The 21,300-nt window shown below is 73.9% G+C and carries 15 protein-coding genes; 5 read left to right on the plus strand and 10 right to left on the minus strand.

Annotated features, from left to right (window positions below; translation table 11 throughout):
• Window positions 1-102: 102 nt before the first annotated feature.
• The 4 genes from NUM_RS07790 to thrB all read right to left on the minus strand — a co-directional run bounded on the left by NUM_RS07790 (window position 103) and on the right by thrB (window position 6,260).
• Window positions 103-1,500 (minus strand): sugar porter family MFS transporter, encoded by a 1,398-nt coding sequence (locus NUM_RS07790; RefSeq protein WP_207124065.1) that lies wholly within the window; start codon window positions 1,498-1,500, stop codon window positions 103-105.
• Window positions 1,501-1,667: 167 nt separating this feature from the next.
• Window positions 1,668-2,597 (minus strand): EamA family transporter, encoded by a 930-nt coding sequence (locus NUM_RS07795; RefSeq protein WP_207124066.1) that lies wholly within the window; start codon window positions 2,595-2,597, stop codon window positions 1,668-1,670.
• 153 nt (window positions 2,598-2,750) lie between these two features.
• Window positions 2,751-4,712, minus strand: a complete 1,962-nt coding sequence (gene rho / locus NUM_RS07800; protein WP_225918402.1) for a transcription termination factor Rho — start codon at window positions 4,710-4,712, stop codon at window positions 2,751-2,753.
• Window positions 4,713-5,306: 594 nt separating this feature from the next.
• Window positions 5,307-6,260: a homoserine kinase gene (gene thrB / locus NUM_RS07805; protein WP_207124071.1), complete on the minus strand. Its 954-nt coding sequence runs from the start codon at window positions 6,258-6,260 to the stop codon at window positions 5,307-5,309.
• Window positions 6,261-6,480: 220 nt separating this feature from the next.
• Here thrB and NUM_RS07810 point away from each other — a divergent pair, with 220 nt between their 5' ends.
• From NUM_RS07810 to NUM_RS07820, 3 genes are all read left to right on the plus strand, one after another.
• Window positions 6,481-9,399, plus strand: a complete 2,919-nt coding sequence (locus tag NUM_RS07810) for a M36 family metallopeptidase (protein ID WP_207124073.1) — start codon at window positions 6,481-6,483, stop codon at window positions 9,397-9,399.
• Between the two features lie 248 nt (window positions 9,400-9,647).
• Window positions 9,648-10,781 (plus strand): sensor histidine kinase, encoded by a 1,134-nt coding sequence (locus NUM_RS07815; RefSeq protein ID WP_207124075.1) that lies wholly within the window; start codon window positions 9,648-9,650, stop codon window positions 10,779-10,781.
• Window positions 10,782-10,857: 76 nt separating this feature from the next.
• The gene (locus tag NUM_RS07820) at window positions 10,858-11,544 is read left to right on the plus strand and encodes a response regulator transcription factor (RefSeq protein ID WP_207124078.1); all 687 of its coding nucleotides are present in this window, start codon (window positions 10,858-10,860) and stop codon (window positions 11,542-11,544) included.
• Between the two features lie 18 nt (window positions 11,545-11,562).
• Here NUM_RS07820 and NUM_RS07825 read toward each other — a convergent pair whose 3' ends face one another.
• Both NUM_RS07825 and NUM_RS07830 read right to left on the minus strand, forming a co-directional pair.
• Window positions 11,563-12,237: a hypothetical protein gene (locus tag NUM_RS07825; RefSeq protein ID WP_207124080.1), complete on the minus strand. Its 675-nt coding sequence runs from the start codon at window positions 12,235-12,237 to the stop codon at window positions 11,563-11,565.
• On the minus strand, window positions 12,228-13,208 hold the full coding sequence (locus tag NUM_RS07830; RefSeq protein WP_207124082.1) for a DMT family transporter: 981 nt from the start codon (window positions 13,206-13,208) through the stop codon (window positions 12,228-12,230). The genes NUM_RS07825 and NUM_RS07830 overlap by 10 nt, the downstream gene beginning before the upstream one ends.
• 47 nt (window positions 13,209-13,255) lie before the next feature.
• Here NUM_RS07830 and NUM_RS07835 point away from each other — a divergent pair, with 47 nt between their 5' ends.
• On the plus strand, window positions 13,256-14,893 hold the full coding sequence (locus NUM_RS07835) for an aminotransferase-like domain-containing protein (RefSeq protein WP_207124084.1): 1,638 nt from the start codon (window positions 13,256-13,258) through the stop codon (window positions 14,891-14,893).
• On the opposite strand, the gene thrC is transcribed toward NUM_RS07835, so the two are convergent.
• From thrC to argS, 4 genes are read right to left on the minus strand one after another with little or no spacing between them, the layout of a single operon-like run.
• On the minus strand, window positions 14,886-15,941 hold the full coding sequence (thrC, locus tag NUM_RS07840) for a threonine synthase (RefSeq protein ID WP_207124085.1): 1,056 nt from the start codon (window positions 15,939-15,941) through the stop codon (window positions 14,886-14,888). The genes NUM_RS07835 and thrC overlap by 8 nt on opposite strands.
• Window positions 15,942-15,943: 2 nt before the next feature.
• Window positions 15,944-17,299, minus strand: coding sequence for a homoserine dehydrogenase (locus tag NUM_RS07845; protein WP_207124088.1), 1,356 nt, complete (start codon window positions 17,297-17,299; stop codon window positions 15,944-15,946).
• Window positions 17,296-18,735, minus strand: a complete 1,440-nt coding sequence (lysA, locus tag NUM_RS07850) for a diaminopimelate decarboxylase (protein ID WP_207124089.1) — start codon at window positions 18,733-18,735, stop codon at window positions 17,296-17,298. The genes NUM_RS07845 and lysA overlap by 4 nt, the downstream gene beginning before the upstream one ends.
• Window positions 18,736-18,737: 2 nt before the next feature.
• Window positions 18,738-20,396 (minus strand): arginine--tRNA ligase, encoded by a 1,659-nt coding sequence (gene argS, locus NUM_RS07855; RefSeq protein WP_207124091.1) that lies wholly within the window; start codon window positions 20,394-20,396, stop codon window positions 18,738-18,740.
• Window positions 20,397-20,690: 294 nt separating this feature from the next.
• Here argS and NUM_RS07860 point away from each other — a divergent pair, with 294 nt between their 5' ends.
• On the plus strand, window positions 20,691-21,275 hold the full coding sequence (locus NUM_RS07860) for a hypothetical protein (RefSeq protein ID WP_207124093.1): 585 nt from the start codon (window positions 20,691-20,693) through the stop codon (window positions 21,273-21,275).
• Window positions 21,276-21,300 lie beyond the last annotated feature (25 nt).

Consider the following 21,300-nt stretch of genomic DNA (forward strand, 5'->3'; position numbering starts at 1 on the left):
GACGGACTCCTGGGTACGGACCGTTCCACGGTACGGCGGGCCCGCCGCCGCCGCAGGTCCGTTCGTCCACACCGGACGGACCGGCATCCCGGTAGGCCGGCCTCATGCCGGCTGCTCGCCCGCGGCCCGGCGCGACCGGCGCCCGAAGCGCCGCTGCAGCGCCTCGTCCACCTGGGCGGCGTCCCGGTCCCTGGTCTCCGGCACGTACCGGCCGACGAACCACACCGCCACCGCGCAGATCAGTGCGAAGATCCAGAACGTCTGGCCCTGCCCGATCAGGTTCGCCACCGGCAGGAACACCAGGCTGACCACGAAGTTCGAGGACCAGTTGACGGTGGTGGAGGCGCTGGAGCCCACCGCGCGCGCCGACGGCGGGAAGATCTCGCCGATCAGTACCCAGAAGACCGGCCCCATCCCGCCGGCGAACAGCGCGATGTAGGCCACCATGAACACCAGCGTGAGCACCGAGTCGAGTCCGGCCACGAACGCCAGCCCCAGCAGCGCCATCGTCACCGTCATCCCGGTCAGCGAGCACAGCAGCAGCACCCGACGGCCGACCCGGTCGATCAGCTTGATCGCCACCACCGTCATCACCAGGTTGATCAGGCCGATCGCCACCGAGTACAGGATGGAGTTGCCGGCGGTCAGGCCGGTCTCCTTCATGATCGTCGGCGCGTAGTAGATGATCGTGTTGATCCCGCCGAACTGCTGCACCGCGGCCAGGGTCAGCCCGACCACCAGCGCCGGCCGTACCGGCGCGGTGCGCAGCAGCTGCCAGCCGCGCTGCGCCGGCCGCTCCGCCGCGAGCTGCTGCCGGCGGCGGCGGCGCTGCTCGATCAGCTGGTCCGCGGTCGCCTCGTTGGTCAGCGACGCCACCAGCGCCCGCGCCTTGTCCAGCTGCCCGTGCGTACCCAGCCACTCCGGCGACTCGGGTAGCAGGAACGCGGCGGCCAGCACCATCAGCAGCGCCGGCAGCACGCCGACGGCGAACATGCCGCGCCAGATCCCACCGGACGAGAAGGCGAAGTTGACGAAGTAGGCGATCAGGATGCCGATCGTGATCAACAGCTGGTTGAGCGTCAACACCCGGCCGCGGATCTCGGTCGGGGACAGCTCGGACAGGTACACCGGTACCGTCGCCGACGCCGACCCCACCGCGAGCCCCAGCACCAGCCGCGCCACCAGCAGCATCGGAAAGTCCACGGCGAACACCGCGATCGCGGTACCGACGATGAACACCGCGCCTTCCAGCCCGAACGTGGCCCGGCGGCCGATCCGGTCCGCGACCCGGCCGGCGAGCAGCGCGCCGGCCATCGCGCCCAGCAGCAGCACGCTGACCACGCTGCCCTGCTGCGCGGCGCTCAGCCGGAAGTCCGGCGTGATGTAGAGCAGCGCACCGGAGATGACACCGGTGTCGTAACCGAACAGGAAACCACCGACGGCGACGAGCACCGCCCAGCGCCAGATCCGCCGCAGGCTCGCCCGCGGCACCTCGGTCATCGGCCCTTCGGTACCCGGTTCCCGGGAGAATCCCTGCATCTGCCCGCTCCCCGCCCCCGGACGCGGTGCCGAAGCCACCGCGTCACCCCACCGCGACGCGCGGCACCCACGCTACTGGCAGTCACCGCCGGTACGGGCCGAAACCGGGATCGGTCGCCCGCGCGGGGTCAGTCCTCGCCGACGCCGGCGGAGCGGCGGCCGCCGCCCCGGGTGGCGCCGATGCTCGCCACGATCACGCAGCCGATCGCCGCCCACTGTCGTACCCGCAGGAGTTCGCCCAGCGCGACCAGCCCGACCAGCGCGGCCACCGCCGGCTCCAGGCTCATCAGGATGCTGAACACCCGCGGCGGCATCCGCCGCAGCGCCTCCAGTTCCAGCGCGTACGGCAGCGCCGAGGACAGCAGGCCCACCCCGGCGCCGAACGCGAGCAGCTTCGGATCCAGGAACGCGGCACCGCCCTGCGCGATCCCCAGCGGCGCGGCGGCCACCGCGCCCACCGACATCGCCACCGCGAGCCCGCCGGTACCGGGGAAGCGGCGGCCGGTCTGCGCCGACAGGCCGATGTAGCCGGCCCAGGCCGCCGCGGCCAGCAGCGCGAACCCGATGCCCAGCGCGTCGACGCCACCGCCGCCCTCCGCGAGCAGCAGCACGCCACCGCCGGCCAGCGCCACCCAGGCGAGGTCGCGGAGCCGGCGCGAGCCGACCACCGCGACGATCAGCGGTCCGAGGAACTCCACGGTGACCGCCACGCCCAGCGGGATGCGCGCCATCGACTGGTAGATGGCCGAGTTCATCACCGCGATCGTCAGCCCGAACACCGCCACCATGGCCAGGTCGGCCCGGCTGTGCCCACGCAGCCGGGGTCGGGCCACGCAGACCAGCACGACCGCCGCCGCGAGCAGCCGTACCGCCACCACCGCGCTCGGCGGGAACACGCCGAACAGGTTCTTCGCCAGCGCCGCGCCCACCTGGATGGACACGATGCCGAGCAGGATCAGCATCGTCGGCGGTACGGCGCCGACCGCCGAGCGCGCCAGCCGGGTCGGCAGCGCGGTACCGACCGGGCCCGGCGCCCCGGTGCTGACCAGCAGACTCATGTCCCCCAGCGTGCCGGATCCGGCGCCCGACGGCGGCCCGGGAGCCGGCAGGGTGGCGGACCACACCCGCACCCACCACATGCTGGGACGGCGGAGAGCTCGACGGCCCGCCACCGGAACCGGTGGCGGGCCGCGCGACGAACCTTCTCCGGGCTACTCCCCCGGCGTCGACTTCTGGATCTGCATCAGGAACTCGACGTTGGTCTTCGTCTTCTTCATCTGGTCGAGCAGCAGGTCGATCGCCTGCTGCGGGTCGAGCGCGTGCAGCACCCGGCGCAGCTTGTGCACGATCGCGAGCTCGTCCGGCGCCAGCAGGATCTCCTCGCGCCGGGTGCTCGAGGCGTTCACGTCGACCGCGGGGAAGATCCGCTTGTCGGCGATCTTGCGGTCGAGCTTGAGTTCCGAGTTACCGGTGCCCTTGAATTCCTCGAAGATGACCGTGTCCATCACCGAACCGGTCTCCACCAGCGCGGTGGCGATGATCGTCAGCGAGCCGCCGTTCTCGATGTTGCGGGCCGCACCCAGGAACCGCTTCGGCGGGTACAGCGCGGTCGAGTCCAGACCACCGGACATGATGCGCCCGGACGCCGGCGCGGCCAGGTTGTACGACCGGCCGAGGCGGGTGATCGAGTCGAGCAGCACGACCACGTCGTGGCCCAGCTCCACCATCCGCTTGGCGCGCTCGATGGACAGCTCGGCGACGGTGGTGTGGTCGGACGGCGGGCGGTCGAACGTGGCCGCGATGACCTCGCCCTTCACCGACCGCTGCATGTCGGTGACCTCTTCCGGCCGCTCGTCCACCAGCACCACCATCAGCAGCGCTTCCGGGTTGTTGGTGGTGATGCCGTTCGCGATCGCCTGCAGCACCATCGTCTTGCCGGCCTTCGGCGGGCTCATGATGAGCGCCCGCTGGCCCTTACCGATCGGGGTGATCAGGTCGATGATGCGGGTGGTGAAGATGTTCGGCTCGGTCTCCAGCCGCAACCGCTCCTGCGGGTACAGCGGGGTGAGCTTGTAGAACTCCGGGCGCCGCTTCGACTCCTCGGGGTCCATCCCGTTGATGGTGTCCAGCCGCACCAGCGGGTTGTACTTGTCGCGGCGCTGCTCGCCCTCCCGGGGCTGGCGCACCGCGCCGGTGACCGCGTCGCCGCGGCGCAGACCGTACTTGCGGATCTGCGAGTTGGAGACGTAGACGTCGTTCGGCCCGGCCAGGTAGCCGCTGGTGCGGATGAACGCGTAGTTGTCCAGCACGTCGACGATGCCGGCGACCGGCAGCAGCACGTCGTCGTCGGACAGCTGCGGCTCGTTCTCGCCGCCGCGCTCCCGGCCGCTGCCGCCGCGCCGGCGGTCCCGGAACCGGCGACCCCGGCGGCGGCCGCTGCCGTCACCGTCGTCGTCGTGCCGGCCACCGCGGTCGTTGCCGCCCCGGTCGTTGTTGCGGTCGTTCTGGTGCCGGTCGCCGCGCGGCCGGTCGTTGCTCCGGTCGCTCCGGTTGCCGCCGTCGCGGCCGGACTGGTCGCCCCGGTTGCCGTCGCGACCGCCCTGCTCACCGCGGTTGCCCTCGCCCCGGTTGCCCTCGCCGCGACCGGACTGCTCGCCGCGCTCGGCACGGGACTGCTCGCCGCGGTCCGACGCCGCCGCACGCTCCGCGCGCTCCGGCTGGGCGGACTCGCTCGACTCGCCGCGCGCCTTGGTGTCCCGCTCACCGCGGGACTCGGGCGCAGCGGTGGACCGGGTGGCCCGCTGCCGGCTGCGGCCACCGGAGCCGGTGGACGCCGAGGCAGTGGTACCCGGCAGTGCCTGCTGGTCGGCCATGGCCACCTCCGGCTGGGTCGCGCCGGTCGTCCGCTCCGCCTGGCGCGGCACCCGGCTCTCGGCGGCGGCCGCGCCACCGCCCTGCTTCTCCTGGATGGCGGCGATCAGCTCGCCCTTGCGCATCCGGCCAGTACCCGATATGCCGAGCGACGAAGCCAGGGTCTGCAGTTCCGACAGGAGCATGGCCGACAGGCCGGTGCCGGAGCGCCGACGCCGAGTGGTGCCGGTGCCGGTCGAAGGCTGACCGGCGTCCGCACTCGCCTCGGCGGAACCCGACTTCAGGTCGGTGGTGTCGCTCAATGGATTCCTTCCCTCGTTCTGACCGGGCCTCGGCGGTGGTGCTGTCGTCTCACACCGAGCCTCGGGTGCACCTTCGTCGCTCGCGTCGAAGGTTGGTACTGCCCTGGCTGCCGAACCGGCTCCGCTGTGCTGCGGGACCGGACCTGCCGCCATGATGAACCGCGGGTGCGACACCTCCCAGCTCGCAGCCCCGGCCCGCGACCCTGCGGATGCGGATACGTGCCATCCACCGGGGACCGCTGACTTGGGGGAGGAACCGGACCATCGGGAGTCTGTCTCTCGGGAAGCCCGCCCGGTGGGATCGGCCTCGCGACGGTCGACTGTTCAGATGCATTGATCTGCACAGATGCACTGCCGACAAAGAACGTGTCCTTGGGGAGCACTTGCCCGGGGAGATCGCGACGGGCGGCTGTACCACCGTTGAGCGTAGTCGTCGGTGCCTACCTGGGGCAACAACATCCGGGTGGGATGTGTTCCCGTGTGTCGCCCGCCGCGCCTGGCTGGCCGCGACGACGCCACCGCAGCGGACACCGCCGACGATCACGTGGACGCGACGCTCGGCGCGAAAGGCCGGCCCCCCGACCACGGGACCACTCAGCTGCAAACTCTAGCGCCTGCCGCATCCACCGCCAGCGGCAGTGTCACAAATCCCGCGCCGAGGTTCGCCACCACCTCGTCAATACGCCGCTGACCTGCGGAAACATCGCCACTGAGGAGCGCGAGGACGGTCGGCCCGGCGCCGGAGAGCACGGCCGGTACGCCCGCCGCGCGCAAGGAGTCGACCAGGGCCAGGCTGGCCGGCATCGCCGGCTCGCGGTAGCGCTGGTGCAGCCGGTCCTCGGTCGCCGCGAGCAGCAGTTGCGGCGCCGCGGTCAGCGCGTGCACCAGCAGCGCCGCGCGGGCGGCGGTGGCGGCCGCGTCGGCGTGCGGCACCCGCGCCGGCAGCAGCGCCCGGGCCTGCGCGGTGCGGCCCTGCACCGCCGGTACCAGTGCCACCGGGTGCAGGCCGGCGACCGGCTCCAGCCGTACCGCGTGGGCGCCGTCTGCTTCGGTCCAGGCGATGGTGAGCCCGCCGTACAGGCAGGGCGCGACGTTGTCCGGGTGGCCCTCCGCGGCCGCCGCCCAGCGCAACGCGGTCGCCGTCGGCAGGTCGGTACCGGTCAGGGCGGCGGCGAGCAGGATGCCGGCGACGATCGCGGCCGACGACGAGCCGAGCCCGCGCGCGTGCGGGATCCGGTTGGTACAGCGCAGCTCCAGCCCCGGCGGCCGGCGGCCGAGGCGGTCGAAGGTGGCCAGCACGGTGGCCGCGACCAGGTGGCTGCCGTCGGTCGGTACCGCGTCGGCGCCCTCGCCGGTGGCGACCACTCGGACGCCGCCGTCGGTGGTCCGCGCCGCGACCTCGTCGTAGCGGGCGAGCGACAGGCCGAGCGCGTCGAAACCGGGACCGAGGTTGGCGCTGGTGGCCGGCACCCGCACCCGGACCCACCCGTCACCGGCGGGCGGCTGCGGGTCGGATCGATGCTGGTCGGACGGCTGCTGGTCGGGCATGAGGCCATCTCACCACCGCGGCGTCGGACCGGAGCCGACGGCCCGGGCGTGTCCCATCCCGGCACCGGCGGGCCGCGGGAGCCAGGTGACCAACCGGACTTGCGATGACATTTCTCCAACCTGCCTTGTGACCGGCGCCGCATCTGGTGCACTCTGCCTCGGGCGGGCCGACTTATCCCCAGTGTCCGTCGTTCCATCGACCTCAGAACAAGGGGTGCAGATGTCAACACCGTCCCGAACAGCCGCCGGCCGACGGCGCCGGCTGCTGCCCGTCCTCGCCGGCCTCAGCGGTGCGCTGCTGCTCGCCGCCGCGGCGCCCGCGCAGTCGGCGCCCGCCGGCCACGCCGCACCCGGCGGTGCGACCGCGTCCGCCGACGCGTTGCCGCTGGCCAACTACGACGCCCGGACCGACGACCCCGGCGCGCGCCGGACCCTCGCCGCGCGCGACGCCCGTACCGCGGCCAAGCCGGCCGCCGGCGTGACCGCGCTGCGGCACCAGCTCGGTACCGAGGGGATCGTCGACATCGACCCGCTCACCGGCACCGCGCGGCAGGTGGCGAACACCGACGGGTACCTGACCGGCGCCTCGTCGGCGAAGGCCACCGACGTCGCGCTGGGCTACGTGCGCGCGCACCGTGACGTGTTCGGCCTGTCCGACGCCGCGGTGGCCGACCTGACCCTGCGCCGCGACTACGTGGACGTGGCCGGCACCCACCACCTCTCGTACACCCAGAGCGTGGCCGGGGTGCCGGTGTTCGGCAACGGGCTGCAGGCCAACGTGTCGGGCACCGGCCGGTTGATCAGCGTGCTCGGCTCGCCGGTCGCGGCGCTGCCGGCCACGGTCGGTACGGCCAGCCTGTCGGCCGCCGCGGCCCGCAGCGCCGCGGTCCGCAACGCCGGGCGCTCGGCGACGAAGCAGCCGGCCAAGGTGGCCGGCGGCGAGACCACCTTCGCCGGCGGCGACACCGCCCGCCAGGTCGTGTTCGAGACCGTCAACGGGCCGCGGCTCGCGTGGCAGACCATCACCACGCCGGCCAAGGGCGAGATGTACCTGCACGTGCTCGACGCCCGCACCGGCCGGGTGCTGTACCGGCAGGACCTGGTCGACAACGAGTCGGCCCGCGCGACGGTCTGGGACAACTACCCGGGCGCGCGGCGCGGCGGGACCGCCCGTAGCCGCAGCCTGACCGCGCCCGGCTGGCTCCCGCCCGGTGCCAGCACCCTGAACGGCACCAACGCGCACGTCTATTCGGACGTCAACGACAACGACCAGCCGGACGCCGGGGAGGAGGTGCCGGCCAACGCGAACGGCTCGTTCGCGTTCGACTTCACCACCTTCGACGCGCAGAACCCGGGCAAGGGCTGCTCGGCGGCGTACCCGTGCTCGTGGGACCCGAACACGCCGAACTCCTGGCAGGCCAACCGGAAGCAGAACGCCGCGCAGGTCTTCTACTTCCTCGGCAAGTACCACGACCACCTGGCGGCGCGGCCGATCGGGTTCACCCGCGCGGCCGGCAACTTCGACGTCCGGGACGGCGACGCGGTGCAGGCCGAGCCGGACGACGGCGCGAACACCGCCGACGGGCTGCCGGACTCCGCGCACGTCGACAACGCGAACATGGCCACCCCGCCCGACGGCCAGTCGCCGCGGATGCAGATGTACCTGTGGAACGACCCGGCCGACCAGACCGACGGCTTCATCCCGGGAAACGGCGGCGACGAGGCGGACGTGGTGTACCACGAGTACACCCACGGGCTGTCCAACCGGCTGGTGGTGGACGCGAACGGGCTGTCCACCCTGGGCAACGTACAGGCCGGCTCGATGGGCGAGGCGTGGAGCGACTTCTACGCCTACGACTTCCTGGTCGACGAGCACTACTTCACCGACAGCCGGTACCGGTCCGGCGACCTGAACATCGGCATCTACGTCGGGCACGGGCAGACCATCCGTACCCAGCCGCTGGACTGCGCCGTGGGCGCCTCGGCGAAGGTCTGCCCGGGCACGAAGGCGGCCGGACCGGGCGGCTACACGTACGGCGACTTCGGCAAGATCTCCGCGCGCGGCGCGGAGGTGCACGCCGACGGCGAGATCTGGGCCGAGACGCTGTGGGACCTGCGGTCCCGGCTGGGCAGCCGGCTGACCGAGTCGCTGGTGACCCGGGCGATGGAGCTGTCGGCGAACAACCCGTCGTTCCTGGACGAGCGCAACGCGATCCTGATGGCCGACACCGTGGTCAACCACGGCAGGGCGCACCGGGCGATCTGGCAGGTGTTCGCGCACCGCGGGATGGGCTGGTTCGCCGGTTCGCTGTCGGGTGACGACACCCAGCCGGTCGAGGACTTCTCGATGCCGCCGGCCAAGGGCACCCCGACCGGTACGGTCTCCGGCACCGTCACCGACGCCCACGGCGGCGCGGTGTCCGGCGCGACCGTCGCGTTCGGCGGGCACGCCTCCGGCTACCTCGGCGACTTCGCCGGCGTGACCGACGCGGACGGGCACTACTCGATCGGCGGCATCCCGGCCGGCACGTACCCGAAGGTGTTCGCCAGCGGGCCCGGGTACGAGCAGTCCGCGGCGCGGTCGGTCTCGGTGTCGTCCAGCGGCACCACGGCCGACTGGACGCTGGTGCGCGACTGGGCGGCGGTGTCCGGCGGCGCCAGCATCGCCGACTTCAACGGCCCCGACTTCACCCCCGACTGCGGCCCGGACGGCCTGTACGACGCGACGCAGGGGCACGGTTGGGGCTCCGACGTGGTCGGCGGCAAGGACGGTGTGGGGATCGACCCGCGGCACGTCACGGTGGCGCTGCCCACCGCGGTGGACATCTCCGAGCTGCGCATCGACCCGTCCGCGACCTGCGGGGACGACCAGTCGGCGTCGGCCGGCGACTACCAGGTGGAGACGTCGACCGACGGCAAGACCTGGACGGTGGCGGCCAAGGGCCACTTCGGCCCGGACGCGTTCCACACGTACACGACGGTGTCGCTGACCGCCGGTGCGACCGGGGTGAAGTACCTGCGGTACACGATCCTCGGCTCGCAGGTGACCGACTACGGCATCAGCTGCGCGAAGCAGCCGGTGTCCGGTTGCTTCTACGTGGACAGTACCGAGGTGCTGGTGCACGGCTCGCCGAGCTGAGCCACGGCTGCGCCACCAGCGGGGCGCGACCCGACCGGGGTCGCGCCCCGCTGGTCGTGGTGCACCGGGGCGGTCCACTCGCCCGTGCCGAGGTCGGCCGGTCTCGCTGGTTCTGGTGAGGTCGGTCTCGGCCCGTTCGGCAGCCTAGGTAGCTGGACCGATTCTGGGGCGGCTCGGTCGATGCCGACGGTGCGGCGCGGCGCCGTCCTGTCACCCCGGTGTTAGGTCGGGCGCGGCATGCTGGGGCGATGGCACGTCGCGCGCTCCGCCGCACCGTCCGGGTCCGGTTCACCGCCCTGTACACCGGGCTGTTCCTGGGCTCCGGCGCGCTGCTGCTGGCGCTCGCGTACGCGTTCGCGACGGGGTCCCGGCGGTCGGTCTCCCAGCAGGTGCCCGGGACCGGTGGCACCAGCGACCAGCTGCGGCAGGTGCAGGCCGAGCTGGCCGACGCGCACGCCACCCAGACCCGGCAGCTGCTGCTCGGCTGCCTGCTCGCGTTCGCGGTGATGGCCGTGCTGTCGGTACTCCTGGGCACCGGCATGGCGCGGCGGGTGCTGCGCCCGCTGCGCGAGATCACCGCGGCCACGCAGGCCATCTCCGCGGCGAACCTGGACCGGCGGCTGGCCGTACCGGGGCCGCACGACGAGGTGAAGGACCTGGCCGACACGATCGACGGGCTGCTGGCGCGGTTGGAGGCGTCGTTCGCCGCGCAGCGCCGGTTCGTCGCCGACGCCTCGCACGAGCTGCGCACCCCGCTGACCACGATGCGCGCCTCGCTGGACGTCGCGGTCGCCAAGCCCGATCCGGCACCGCAGACCGTGGCTCTCGCCGGCCGGCTGCGCACCGAACTCGACCGGGTCGACGGGCTGCTGTCCGGCCTGCTGGTGTTGGCCCGCGCCGAGCACGGCGCGCTGCGCGAGCGCACCGCGGTACCGCTCGCCGGGCTGGTCGCCGACGCGCTCGCCGACCGGGCCGACCAGATCGCGGTACGCCGGCTGACGGTGACGCTCGACGGCACCGACGACGCGGTCGGCTCCGGCGACCGCACGCTGCTCGCCCGGCTGGTGGCGAACCTGGTCGACAACGCCGTGGTGCACAACGCGGCGGGTGGCTGGATCCGGATCAGCACCGCGGCCACCGGCGCCGAGGCGCGGCTGACGATCGCCACCGGCGGTGCGGTGCTCGACGCGGCGCAGCTGGCCGAGCTGACCCGGCCGTTCCGCCGGCTCGCCGCCGACCGGACCGGCTCGGACACCGGCTCCGGCCTCGGCCTGTCGATCGTCGCGGCGATCGCCGCCGCGCACCACGGCAGCCTCGATCTCGCCGCCCCGGCGACCGGCGGCCTGACCGCGACGGTACGACTGCCCCGGGATGCGGCGTGAACGCCGCACGCGTCGAGCCGGCGGCCGGCCGGCCCGGAACCGCCGGGTGCGTCGCGCGGGTACGACGGGGTGCGCCGTGAGGGTGCTGGTGGTGGAGGACGCGCGGGCGCTCGCCGAGGTGGTCGCCGAGGGGCTGCGGGACGCCGGGATGGCGGTCGACGTCGCGTACGACGGGATCGAGGGCGCCGCGCGGCTGGACCGCAACCGGTACGAGGTGGTGGTGCTCGACCGGGACCTGCCCGGCATCCACGGCGACGCGCTGTGCCGGATGATCACCGACGGTCGGCCGTCCCGAACGCTCGCCGACGAGCCGGACGACCGCGCGATGGTGCTGATGCTCACCGCCGCCGGAGCGCCGGAGGACCGGGTGGACGGGCTGTCCGCCGGCGCCGACGACTACCTCGCCAAACCCTTCCACTTCCCCGAGCTGATCCTGCGCATCCACGCGCTCGCCCGGCGCCGGCCGCAGGCCCGGCCGCGTACCCTGCGGGTCGCCGGGATCGAACTGGATCCGGTGCGCCGCACCGTGTCGCGCGCCGGGCGGCGGGTCGAGCTGTCGGTCAAGGAGTTCGCCGTGCTGGCCGCGCTGCTGCGCGCGAGCCCCGGCTACCTGAGCGCCGAGGACCTGCTCGACCGGGTGTGGGACGAGCACGCCGATCCGTTCACCAACACCGTGACGGTGACCGTGGGCCGGCTGCGCCGCAAGCTCGGCGAGCCGCCGGTGCTGACCACCCTGCCCGGCGTCGGCTACCGGATCGCCTGAGCGCGCGGCCGGCCCGGCTCAGGAGATGATCGAGACGTCGATCCGGTAGTCGGGGCTGGTGCTGGACAGCTTCAGCTCGACGTTGGCCGGCGCCTGATCGTCCAGGTAGAAGGTGCGGCCGTGTGCGAAGGCGTCCTGCACGTCCTGCTGGCTCGGTGGGTTCCTGCTGTGCTTGCCCAGCCAGTCGGCGGTCGCACCGACCAGGTCGTCGCCCTGCTCGGACCGGGCGGTCCAGCTCGCCGTCAGCTCGGTGTGGTGCGGCTTCCGCGGCTCGCCCTGCGGGTCGAACCCGTCCGGGCGGCCGATCCGCTGGTAGATCGCGAGCGTCGCCTGTTCCTGCTGGTGGTGCTGCCACACGTTGAAGCCGGCGATGGCGCAGCCGATCAGCACCAGCACGCAGAACCCGCCGACCAGCCCGATGATCAGGCCCTTGCGGGACCTGCGCGGTGCCCGGGGCGGCACCGGTGCCGGCCAGCCCACCGGGCCACCGGGACGGCCGACCGCCGGCGGGTGGTCGACGCCCGGCTGGTCGGCGATCAGCGGGACGTTCGGACCGACCGGGCCCGGCGGGCCACCGAACCCGGGCCCCGAGCCGTACGGCGGCAGCCCGGGCGGGCCGTACGCCGGCGCGTCCGGCGGGCCGTACGGTGGCCGGGCCCGGCCGTCCGGTGGCGGAGCCCCGTTCATCGCCATCTCGCCCTCTCCCCCACCGACGCCGTGTCACACCGTGCGGCCGGCAGCATAACCGGTCGGCGCACCCGGACCCGGTCGAGCGCGCCGGGCCCCGCCAGCCCCACGAGCAGCCCGATCGCCACCAGTACCGCACCGGCCAGCTGCCCCGGGCCGAGCCGGCCGGTGCCCAGCAGCGGCGCCAGCGCCGCGGCGACCAGCGGAGTGATCCCGGAGTACAGCGTGGCGCGGGCGGCACCGAGCCGACCGAGCGCCGTGTACCAGGCGAGGAAGGCGAGCACCGTGACCGGCAGCGCGAGCCAGAGCAGCCCGGCCGCCTCGACGCCGGTCGGCACCCGCACCACGCCGGCCCCGTCCATCGCCACCCCCACCGCCAGCGCCTCGACGGCGGCCAGCGCGCAGCCGTACCCGGCCACCCGGATCGCGCCCAGCCGGGGCAGCAGCGGCGCCGCCTGCGCCGAGAACGCCACCTCGCCCACCAGGGCCAGCACCGACCAGCCGAGCCCGGCGAGGTCGCTGTCCCCGAAGCCCTGCACCACCGCCGCGCCGGCCACGACCAGCGCCGCGGCGACCACCGGCCGCCGCCGAGCACCGGCCGACCCGCCGCGCACCGCCGCGACCAGCGCGAACACGATCGGACTGGCGGCGATGAACACGCCCGGTACGGCGGGTTCGGCGGTGCGCAGGGCGGCCAGGATCGCCAGGTTGAACCCGACCATGCCGGTCGCCGCGAGCAGCGCGAGGCGCACCAGGTCGCCGGCGGTGACCGCGACCCGCGGGCCGCGCCAGGCGGCGAGCGGCAGCAGGATCACCGCGGCCACGCCGTAGCGCAGCGCCTGGCCACCGGCGTACGGGTAGTGCGAGAGCAGGCTGGAGGCCACCACCGAGGTACCGATCAGGGCCATCGCACCGGCGGCGAGCAGGTGCGGAGCCTGGGTACCGGCGGCGCGGCGGGTGCTGGTTCGAGCGGTCATGACGGCACGCTAGCCAGCCGAGCGGTCCTCGATTAAGGTCCAATCCGATGGAGGATTCGTGGACCAGTCCGGCGTGGGAGCTGCTGTTGCCCGCGGTGCGGGCACCGCGCCGGCAGCGCCGGCGGCTGCTGGAGTCCGCGCTGCGGGACGCGGTCCGCGCCGGCCGGATCGCCGCCGGCACCCGGCTGCCCGCCTCCCGGGCGCTCGCCGCCGACCTCGGGGTCTCCCGCGGCCTGGTCACCAGCGTCTACGACCAGCTGCGCGCGGAGGGCTACCTGACCGGCCGGCCCGGCGCCGGCACCTACGCCGCCGGCGACTCGACGCCGGGAGCCGTCTCGGCGCGGGGAGCCAACTCGGTGCCGGGAACCGGCTCGCTGCGGGGATCCGGCTCGGTGCCGGGATCCGGCTCGCTGCGGGGATCCGGCTCGCTGCGGGGATCCGGCTCGGCGCCGGGGCCCGGTGGTCCGGCGGTGGGTGTCCGTGGCTCGGCCGCCCGGGGCGCGGCGGCGGCCGGGCGAGGCGACGGCACGCCGGGGCCGGCGACCCGGTTCGACTTCCGGCCCGGGCAGGCCGACCCGCGGCTGTTCCCGCGCGCCGCCTGGGGCAGCCTGTACCGGCAGGTGCTCGCCGGCACACCCGACGCGGCGCTCAGCTACGGCGACTCTCGCGGGGTGCCCGAGTTGCGTACCGCGCTCGCCGAGGTGCTGACCCGCCGGCGCGGTGTGGTCGCCGACCCGGACCGGATCGTCGTCTGCGGTGGCGTCGCGCAGGCGGTGAGCCTGCTGAGCCGGGTACTGGCCGACGCCGGGCACGAGACGGTCGCGGTCGAGGACCCGGGTGCGCCGGAGCACGCGATGCTGATCGGTACCAACGGGCTGCGGCCGCTCGCGGTGCCGGTCGGCGCCGCCGAGCCGGACCTGTCCGGTACCCCGGCGCGGGTCGCGCTCGTCACGCCGGCGCACCAGTTCCCGACCGGCATCGCGTACCCACCCGAGGTGCGGGCCGGGCTCGTCGCCTGGGCATCCACAGTGGACGGTCTGCTGATCGAGGACGACTACGACGGCGACTTCCGGTACGACCGGGCGCCGGTCGGCGCGCTGCAGGGGCTCGCGCCCGACCGGGTGGCGTACGCCGGATCGGTGTCCAAGTCGCTCGCCTCCGGGCTGCGGCTCGGCTGGCTGGTGGTGCCGGAGCGGCTGGTACCGGCGATCGTCGACCGCAAGCGCGCCGACGACCTCTGCGGGCCGGTACTGGAGCAGCGGACGCTCGCCGCGTTCCTCACCTCCGGCCGCTACGACGCGCATCTGCGCCGCTGCCAACGGATCTACCGGTCCCGGCGGGACAGCCTGGTCGCGGCGGTCGCGCGCTACCTGCCGGCGGCGCGGATCACCGGCGTGGCGGCCGGCCTGCACGCGGTGCTGCACCTGCCCGGCGGGGACGAGGCGGCGCTGACCGACGCGGCCCGCCGCGGCGGCGTGCGGCTGCGCGGCCTGCGGCACTACGGGTCGGCCGGGGCCCCCGGCTTCGTGTTCGGCTACGCGCACCTGACCCCGGACACGATCACCGCCGGCATCGCCGCCCTCGCCGCGGCGTGGCCGGACCGACCCACCCGCGGGCGATCGGCGGCGTCCGTCGAAACGCACCGCCCGGGGCGATCCGGGCCGCCGCGGGGCGGGCTCAGGTGAGGCCGAGGGAGGCGGCGGCGGCGTGCGCGTCGACCGGGATCGTGGTCGGCGCCGGCGCGGTCGACACCGCCCAGTCCGGGTCCTTGAGGCCGTGCCCGGTCACCGTGCAGACTACCGTCCGGCCGCGCTCGATCAGCCCCGCCTGCACCGACCGCAGCAGCCCGGCGACGCTGGCCGCGCTGGCCAGCTCCACGAACACGCCCTCGGTGCGGGCGAGCAGCTTGTACGCGGCGAGGATCTCCCGGTCGGTGACCGCGTCGATCCGGCCGTTCGAAGCGTCCCGCGCGTCGACCGCCCTGGTCCAGCTGGCCGGGTTGCCGATCCGGATCGCGGTGGCGATCGTCTGCGGCTGCCGGACCACCTCACCGCGCACGATCGGCGCCGACTCGGACGCCTGGAACCCGAACATCCGCGGGGTGTGCGTCGCGTTGCCGGCCCGCTGATCCTCGACGTAGCCCTGCCAGTACGCGGTGATGTTGCCGGCGTTGCCGACCGGCAGGCAGTGGATGTCCGGCGCGTCGCCGAGCGCCTCGACCACCTCGAACGCGGCGGTCTTCTGCCCCTCGATCCGGTACGGGTTGACCGAGTTCATCAGCGCGACCGGGTAGTCGATGGACAGCTTCGAGGCGAGCGCCAGGCAGTCGTCGAAGTTGCCGTCGACCTGCAGCAGCTTCGCCCCGTGCACCAGCCCCTGGGCCAGCTTGCCGAGCGCCACCTTGCCCTGCGGGATCAGCACTGCGCACAGCACCCCGGCCCGGGCCGCGTACGCGGCGGCGCTGGCCGACGTGTTCCCGGTGGAGGCGCAGATGACCGCCTTCGCGCCGTCCTCGATGGCCTTGGACATCGCGACGGTCATCCCGCGGTCCTTGAACGACCCGGTCGGGTTCATCCCCTCGACCTTGAGGTACACCGTGCAGCCGGTGCGCTGCGACAGCGCCTCGGCGGGCACCAGCGGCGTACCGCCCTCGTACAGCGTGACGACCGGAGTGGTGTCGGTGACCGGGAGCCGGTCGGCGAACTCGTTGATCACGCCGCGCCAGGTGCGCACGTCTATTCTCCCTCTACCCGCATCACGCTGGCGACCTGCCGCACGATGTCCAGCTCCGCCAGGGCGTCCACAGTGGACCGCAGCGCCGCATCCGGCGCCCGGTGCGTGACGATCACCAGCAGCGCCTCGCCGCCGGTACCGCGGCCCTCCTGCCGGACGGTCTGAATGCTGACCCCGTGCTCGGCGAACAGCGCCGCCACCTGGGCCAGCACCCCGGCACGGTCGGCCACGTCCAGCGAGATGTGGTAGCGCGTGGCCACCTCACCCATCGGCCGCACCCGCAGGTTCGCGTACGCGGAGTCGGCCACCGCGGAACGGCCCAGCCGCCGGTTGCGGGCCACCGCGACCACGTCGCCGAGCACCGCCGAGGCGGTCGGGGCGCCACCGGCACCCGCACCGTAGAACATCAGCCGGCCGGCCGCCTGCGCCTCGACGAACACCGCGTTGTAGGCGTCGCCGACGCTGGCGAGCGGGTGGCTGCGCGGGATCATCGCCGGGTGCACCCGGGCCGACACCGACTCCGAGCCGTCGGGATCCCGGCGCAGTTCGGCGATGCACAGCAGCTTGACCACGCAGCCCATCTCCTGGGCGCTGGCCACGTCGGCGGCGGTCACCTCGGTGATGCCCACCCGGTACACATCGGCGGCGGTCACCCGGGTGTGGAAGCCCAGCGAGGCGAGGATCGCCGCCTTCGCCGCGGCGTCGAACCCCTCCACGTCGGCGGTCGGGTCGGCCTCGGCGTAGCCGAGCTCGGTCGCCTCGTCCAGTGCCTCGCCGAACCCGGCGCCGGTACTGTCCATCTTGGACAGGATGTAGTTGGTGGTGCCGTTGACGATCCCGGTGATCCGGGTGATCCGGTCGCCGTGCAGCGACTCGCGCAGCGGCCGCAGCAGCGGGATCGCGCCGGCGACGGCGGCCTCGTAGTACAGGTCGGCGTCGCCGTCGGCGGCCGCGGCGGCGAGCGTGGCGGTGTCCTCGGCCAGCAGCGCCTTGTTCGCGGTGACCACGCTCTTGCCGGACTGCAGCGCATGCACCAGCCAGCCGCGGGCCGGTTCCAGCCCACCGACCACCTCGACCACGATGTCCACGTCGTCGCGCTTGATCAGCCCGGCGGCGTCGGCGGTGAACAGCTCCCGCGGCACCGGCAGCGGGCCGCGGTCGCGGTCCGGCCGGCGCACCGCGATGCCGGCGAGCTCCAACGGGGCGCCGATCCGGGCGGCGAGGTCGTCGGCCTGCTCGTCCAGCAGCCGGACCACCTCGGCACCCACCGTGCCGCAGCCCAGCAGCGCGATCCGCACCGGCTCCGCGGCGGCCGCGGGTTTGACCGGATCCGCGGTGTTGTCTGCGTTCGTCGTCATCCCACATCCAGCCGCAGCAGGTCGTCCTCGGTCTCGGCGCGCACGATCACCCGGGCCGTACCGTCGGCGACGGCGACCACGCCCGGCCGCGGCACGTGGTTGTAGTTGCTCGCCATCGACCGCGCGTACGCCCCGGTGCCGGGCACCGCGATCAGGTCACCCGGCGCCACGTCGCCCGGCAGGAACTCGTCGCGCACCACGATGTCGCCGGACTCGCAGTGCTTGCCGACCACCCGAGCCAGCCCCGGCGGCGCGGTCGACGCGCGGGAGGCGAGGGTGCACGAGTACGACGCGTCGTACAGCGCGGTGCGGATGTTGTCGCTCATCCCGCCGTCGACCGAGACGTACGTGCGGGTCACGCCGCCGTCCAGCTCGACCTGCTTGACCGTGCCCACCTCGTACAGCGTGCAGGCGGCCGGGCCGCTGATCGACCGGCCCGGCTCGACCGACACCCGCGGCACCCGCAGCCCGTACGCGGCGCACTCGTGCTCGACGATCTTCGCCAGCGCGGTGGCGATCTCGGTCGGCTCGAACACCTCGTCCTGGGTGGTGTACGCGATGCCGAAGCCGCCGCCGAGATCCAGCTCGGGCAGCTCGATGCCGTGCTCGTCGCGCAACTGCGCGGCGAGCTCCAGCACCCGGCGGGTGGACACCTCGAACCCGGCCGCGTCGTAGATCTGCGACCCGATGTGCGAGTGCAGGCCCAGCAGTTCCAGCGACGGCGCGGCGAGCACCCGGCGCACCGCCTCCGCGGCGGCGCCGCCCGGCGCACCGGTGTTGCCGCGGTTGAGCGAGAAGCCGAACTTCTGGTCCTCGTGCGCGGTCGCGATGTACTCGTGGGTGTGCGCCTCGACCCCGACCGTCACCCGGATCATCACCGGCGCCCGGACCCCGCGCTCGGCGGCGAGCCCGGCCAGCCGGTCGATCTCGTCGAACGAGTCGAGCACGATCCGGCCGACCCCGGCCGAGACCGCCCGGTCCAACTCGGACAGTGACTTGTTGTTGCCGTGGAAGCCGATCAGCGCCGGGTCGATCCCGGCGGCGAGCGCCACCGCGAGCTCCCCGCCGGTACACACGTCCAGCCGCAGGCCCTCCTCGGCGATCCAGCGCACGACCGCCTTGGCCAGGAACGACTTGCCGGCGTAGTACACGTCGGCGCCGGCCAGGCCGTCGAACGCGGCGTCGAACGCGTCCCGGTACGCCGCGGCGCGGGCGCGCAGGTCGGCCTCGTCCAGCAGGTACACCGGGGTGCCGAACTCGGCGGCGAGCTCGGTGACCGGGATGCCGGCGATGCGCAGGACCCCGTCGGAACCGCGGGTCACGGTGCGCGGCCACAGCTGTGGCAACAGGTCGTTGACGTCGGCGGGCTCGCGGAGCCATTCCGGGCCGTGCTGACCGATGTCGGCGTGCAGGGCACCGGCCTCGTGGGCGCGCACGGCTACATCCGTTCCGGCGCCGAGACGCCGAGCAGGTGCAGGCCGTTGGCCAGCACGATCCGGGTCGCCTCGACCAGCCACAGCCGCGCGGTGGTCAGCTCGGTCGGCTTCTCGTCGCCCTGCGGCAGGATCCGACACGCGTCGTAGAACCGGTGGTACGTGCCGGCCAGCGCGTGCAGGTAGCGGGCCACCCGGTGCGGCTCGCGCAGCTCGGCCGCACCGGCCACCACCGCCGGGAACTCGCCGAGCGCCTTGAGCAGGTCGCCCTCCTGGGCGGTGGACAGCAGGCTCGCGTCGAAGTCCGCGCCCCGGCCGATGCCCAGCTCGGCGGCGTTGCGACCGAGCGAGGCGATCCGGGCGTGCGCGTACTGCACGTAGAAGACCGGGTTGTCCTGACTGCGCTTGGCCCAGGCGTCCAGATCGAGGTCGATCGGCGAGTCGACCGAGTACCAGGCGAGCGAGAACCGCGCCGCGTCCACCCCGACCGCGGACACCAGGTCGGACAGCAGCACCACGGTGCCGGCGCGCTTGCTCATCCGCACCGGCGCGCCGTCCTTGACCAGGTTGACCATCTGCCCGATCAGGATCTCCAGCGTCTGGTCCGGGTCGTCGCCGAAGCAGGCCGCCATCGCCCGCATCCGGCCGATGTAGCCGTGGTGGTCGGCGCCCAGCATGATCACGACCTTGTCGAAACCGCGCTGCCGCTTGTCCAGGTAGTAGGCGCAGTCGGCGGCGAAGTAGGTCCAGTCGCCGTCGGACTTGACCAGCGGCCGGTCCTTGTCGTCGCCGTGCTCGCTGGTGCGCAGCCAGGTCGCGCCGTCACGCTCGTAGATCGCACCCTGCTCGCGCAGCCGCTCCACCGCCGCGGTCAGCTCGCCCGCGTCGTGCAGGTCCTTCTCGTTGAAGTACCGGTCGAACTGCACACCGAACTCGGCCAGCGACGTCTTGATCTCGTCGAACATCAGCGCGACGCCGTCGACCCGGAAGATCTCCAGCGCGTCGTCGGCCGACTTGTCCAGCACGCCCGGGTTGCGGGTCACCACGTCGGCGGCGATCTCCGCGATGTACTGCCCGTGGTAGCCGTCCGGCGGGATCTCGGTGCCGGTGGCCGCCGCGTACAGCGAGCGGGCGAACCGGTTGATCTGCGAACCGGCGTCGTTGAAGTAGTACTCGGTGCCGACCTGGGCTCCGGTGGCCCGCAGCAGCCGGGACAACGCGTCACCGACCGCGGCCCAGCGGACCGCGCCGATGTGCACCGGCCCGGTCGGGTTGGCCGACACGAACTCCAGGTTGAGCCGGTGACCGGCCAGCGTGTCGGAGTGCCCGTACCGCTCGCCGGCGTCGACCACCACCCGGGCCAGCTCGCCGGCCGCGGCGGCGGACAGCCGGATGTTCAGGAAACCCGGGCCGGCGATGTCGACGGACGCGACGCCGGTCGCCCCGCCGAGCTGCTCGGCGATCCAGCCGGCCAGCTCCCGCGGGTTCGCCCCGACCTTCTTCGCGACCTGCAGCGCCAGGTTGGACGCGTAGTCGCCGTGTTCGGGATTGCGGGGTCGCTCCACGCTGGTCGTCGTGGGCAGCACGGCGGCGTCCAGCCCGTGCGCGGCGAACGCGCCGCGCGCGGCGGCAAGAACTGTCTCGGCAAGCTCGGCGGGAGTCACCCGACCATGCTATCCAGCACCGACGGCACCGCCCGGCCCTGGCCCGCCGCACCGACCACCACGTGGTACACGACATTCGACCACGATGCGGGCGGGCCGGGCGTGTTGCCGCCGGAACGCGGGACCGCGCCACCCGGCCGTGCCCTGGCCGCGCACAGGGCCGCGTGGTATCAACCGAGTCGGGTAGCTTTTGTGCTCCAGCGTCGTCCAGGCGACGGCTGCGACGCGGCCGGCCCGCGTTGCGTCGAGGCGACGTTGCGGGGGCGAATCCGGAGGCGAGCGCGGGCAATGTCGATGATGATCAATCCGAGCGGCAAGAGCGGCCAGGTCATTTCGACCGGCGAGCCGTTCACGCTGCGGTTGAAGAAGAAGCGCCCGGCCGAGCCGGACACCGACGCCGAGCCGGCCGAGCCGGATGCCGACGCCGAGTCGGCCAACCCGGACACCGACGCCGAACCGGACGCGTCGGACGACGACGAGACCGAACCCGACACCGAGGCCGAGGCCGAGGCCGAGGCGACCGCCGAGCCGGGCAGCGCGACCGAGCCGGATCGGCAGGCGGACCGGACCGAGGACGCCGACGATGCCGGGTCGGCGGCCGCCGGCGCGACCGGCGCCGGCACCGAGGCTCGGGAAGGGGACACGGCCGCGCCCGAGGGCGACGCGAAGGCCCGGGACGGGGCCGACGACGAGGCCGACGACAACACCGACGAGGCAGGCGACGAGGCCGAGGACGGGGCCGAGGACGACACCGACGGGGCCGACACCGTGGCGGCCGCCGGGAAGACCAGCCGGTGGGCCCGCCTCCGGGCCGCCCGGCGGGCCCGCAAGGCGCGGCGCGCGGCCGGCGACGACGGGGACGCCGACACGGACGGCTGACCGGCCGAACCGCGTGCGCGAAACC

Origin of the sequence: Actinocatenispora comari, from assembly GCF_017312725.1 — a bacterium.
GTDB lineage: Bacteria > Actinomycetota > Actinomycetes > Mycobacteriales > Micromonosporaceae > Actinocatenispora > Actinocatenispora comari.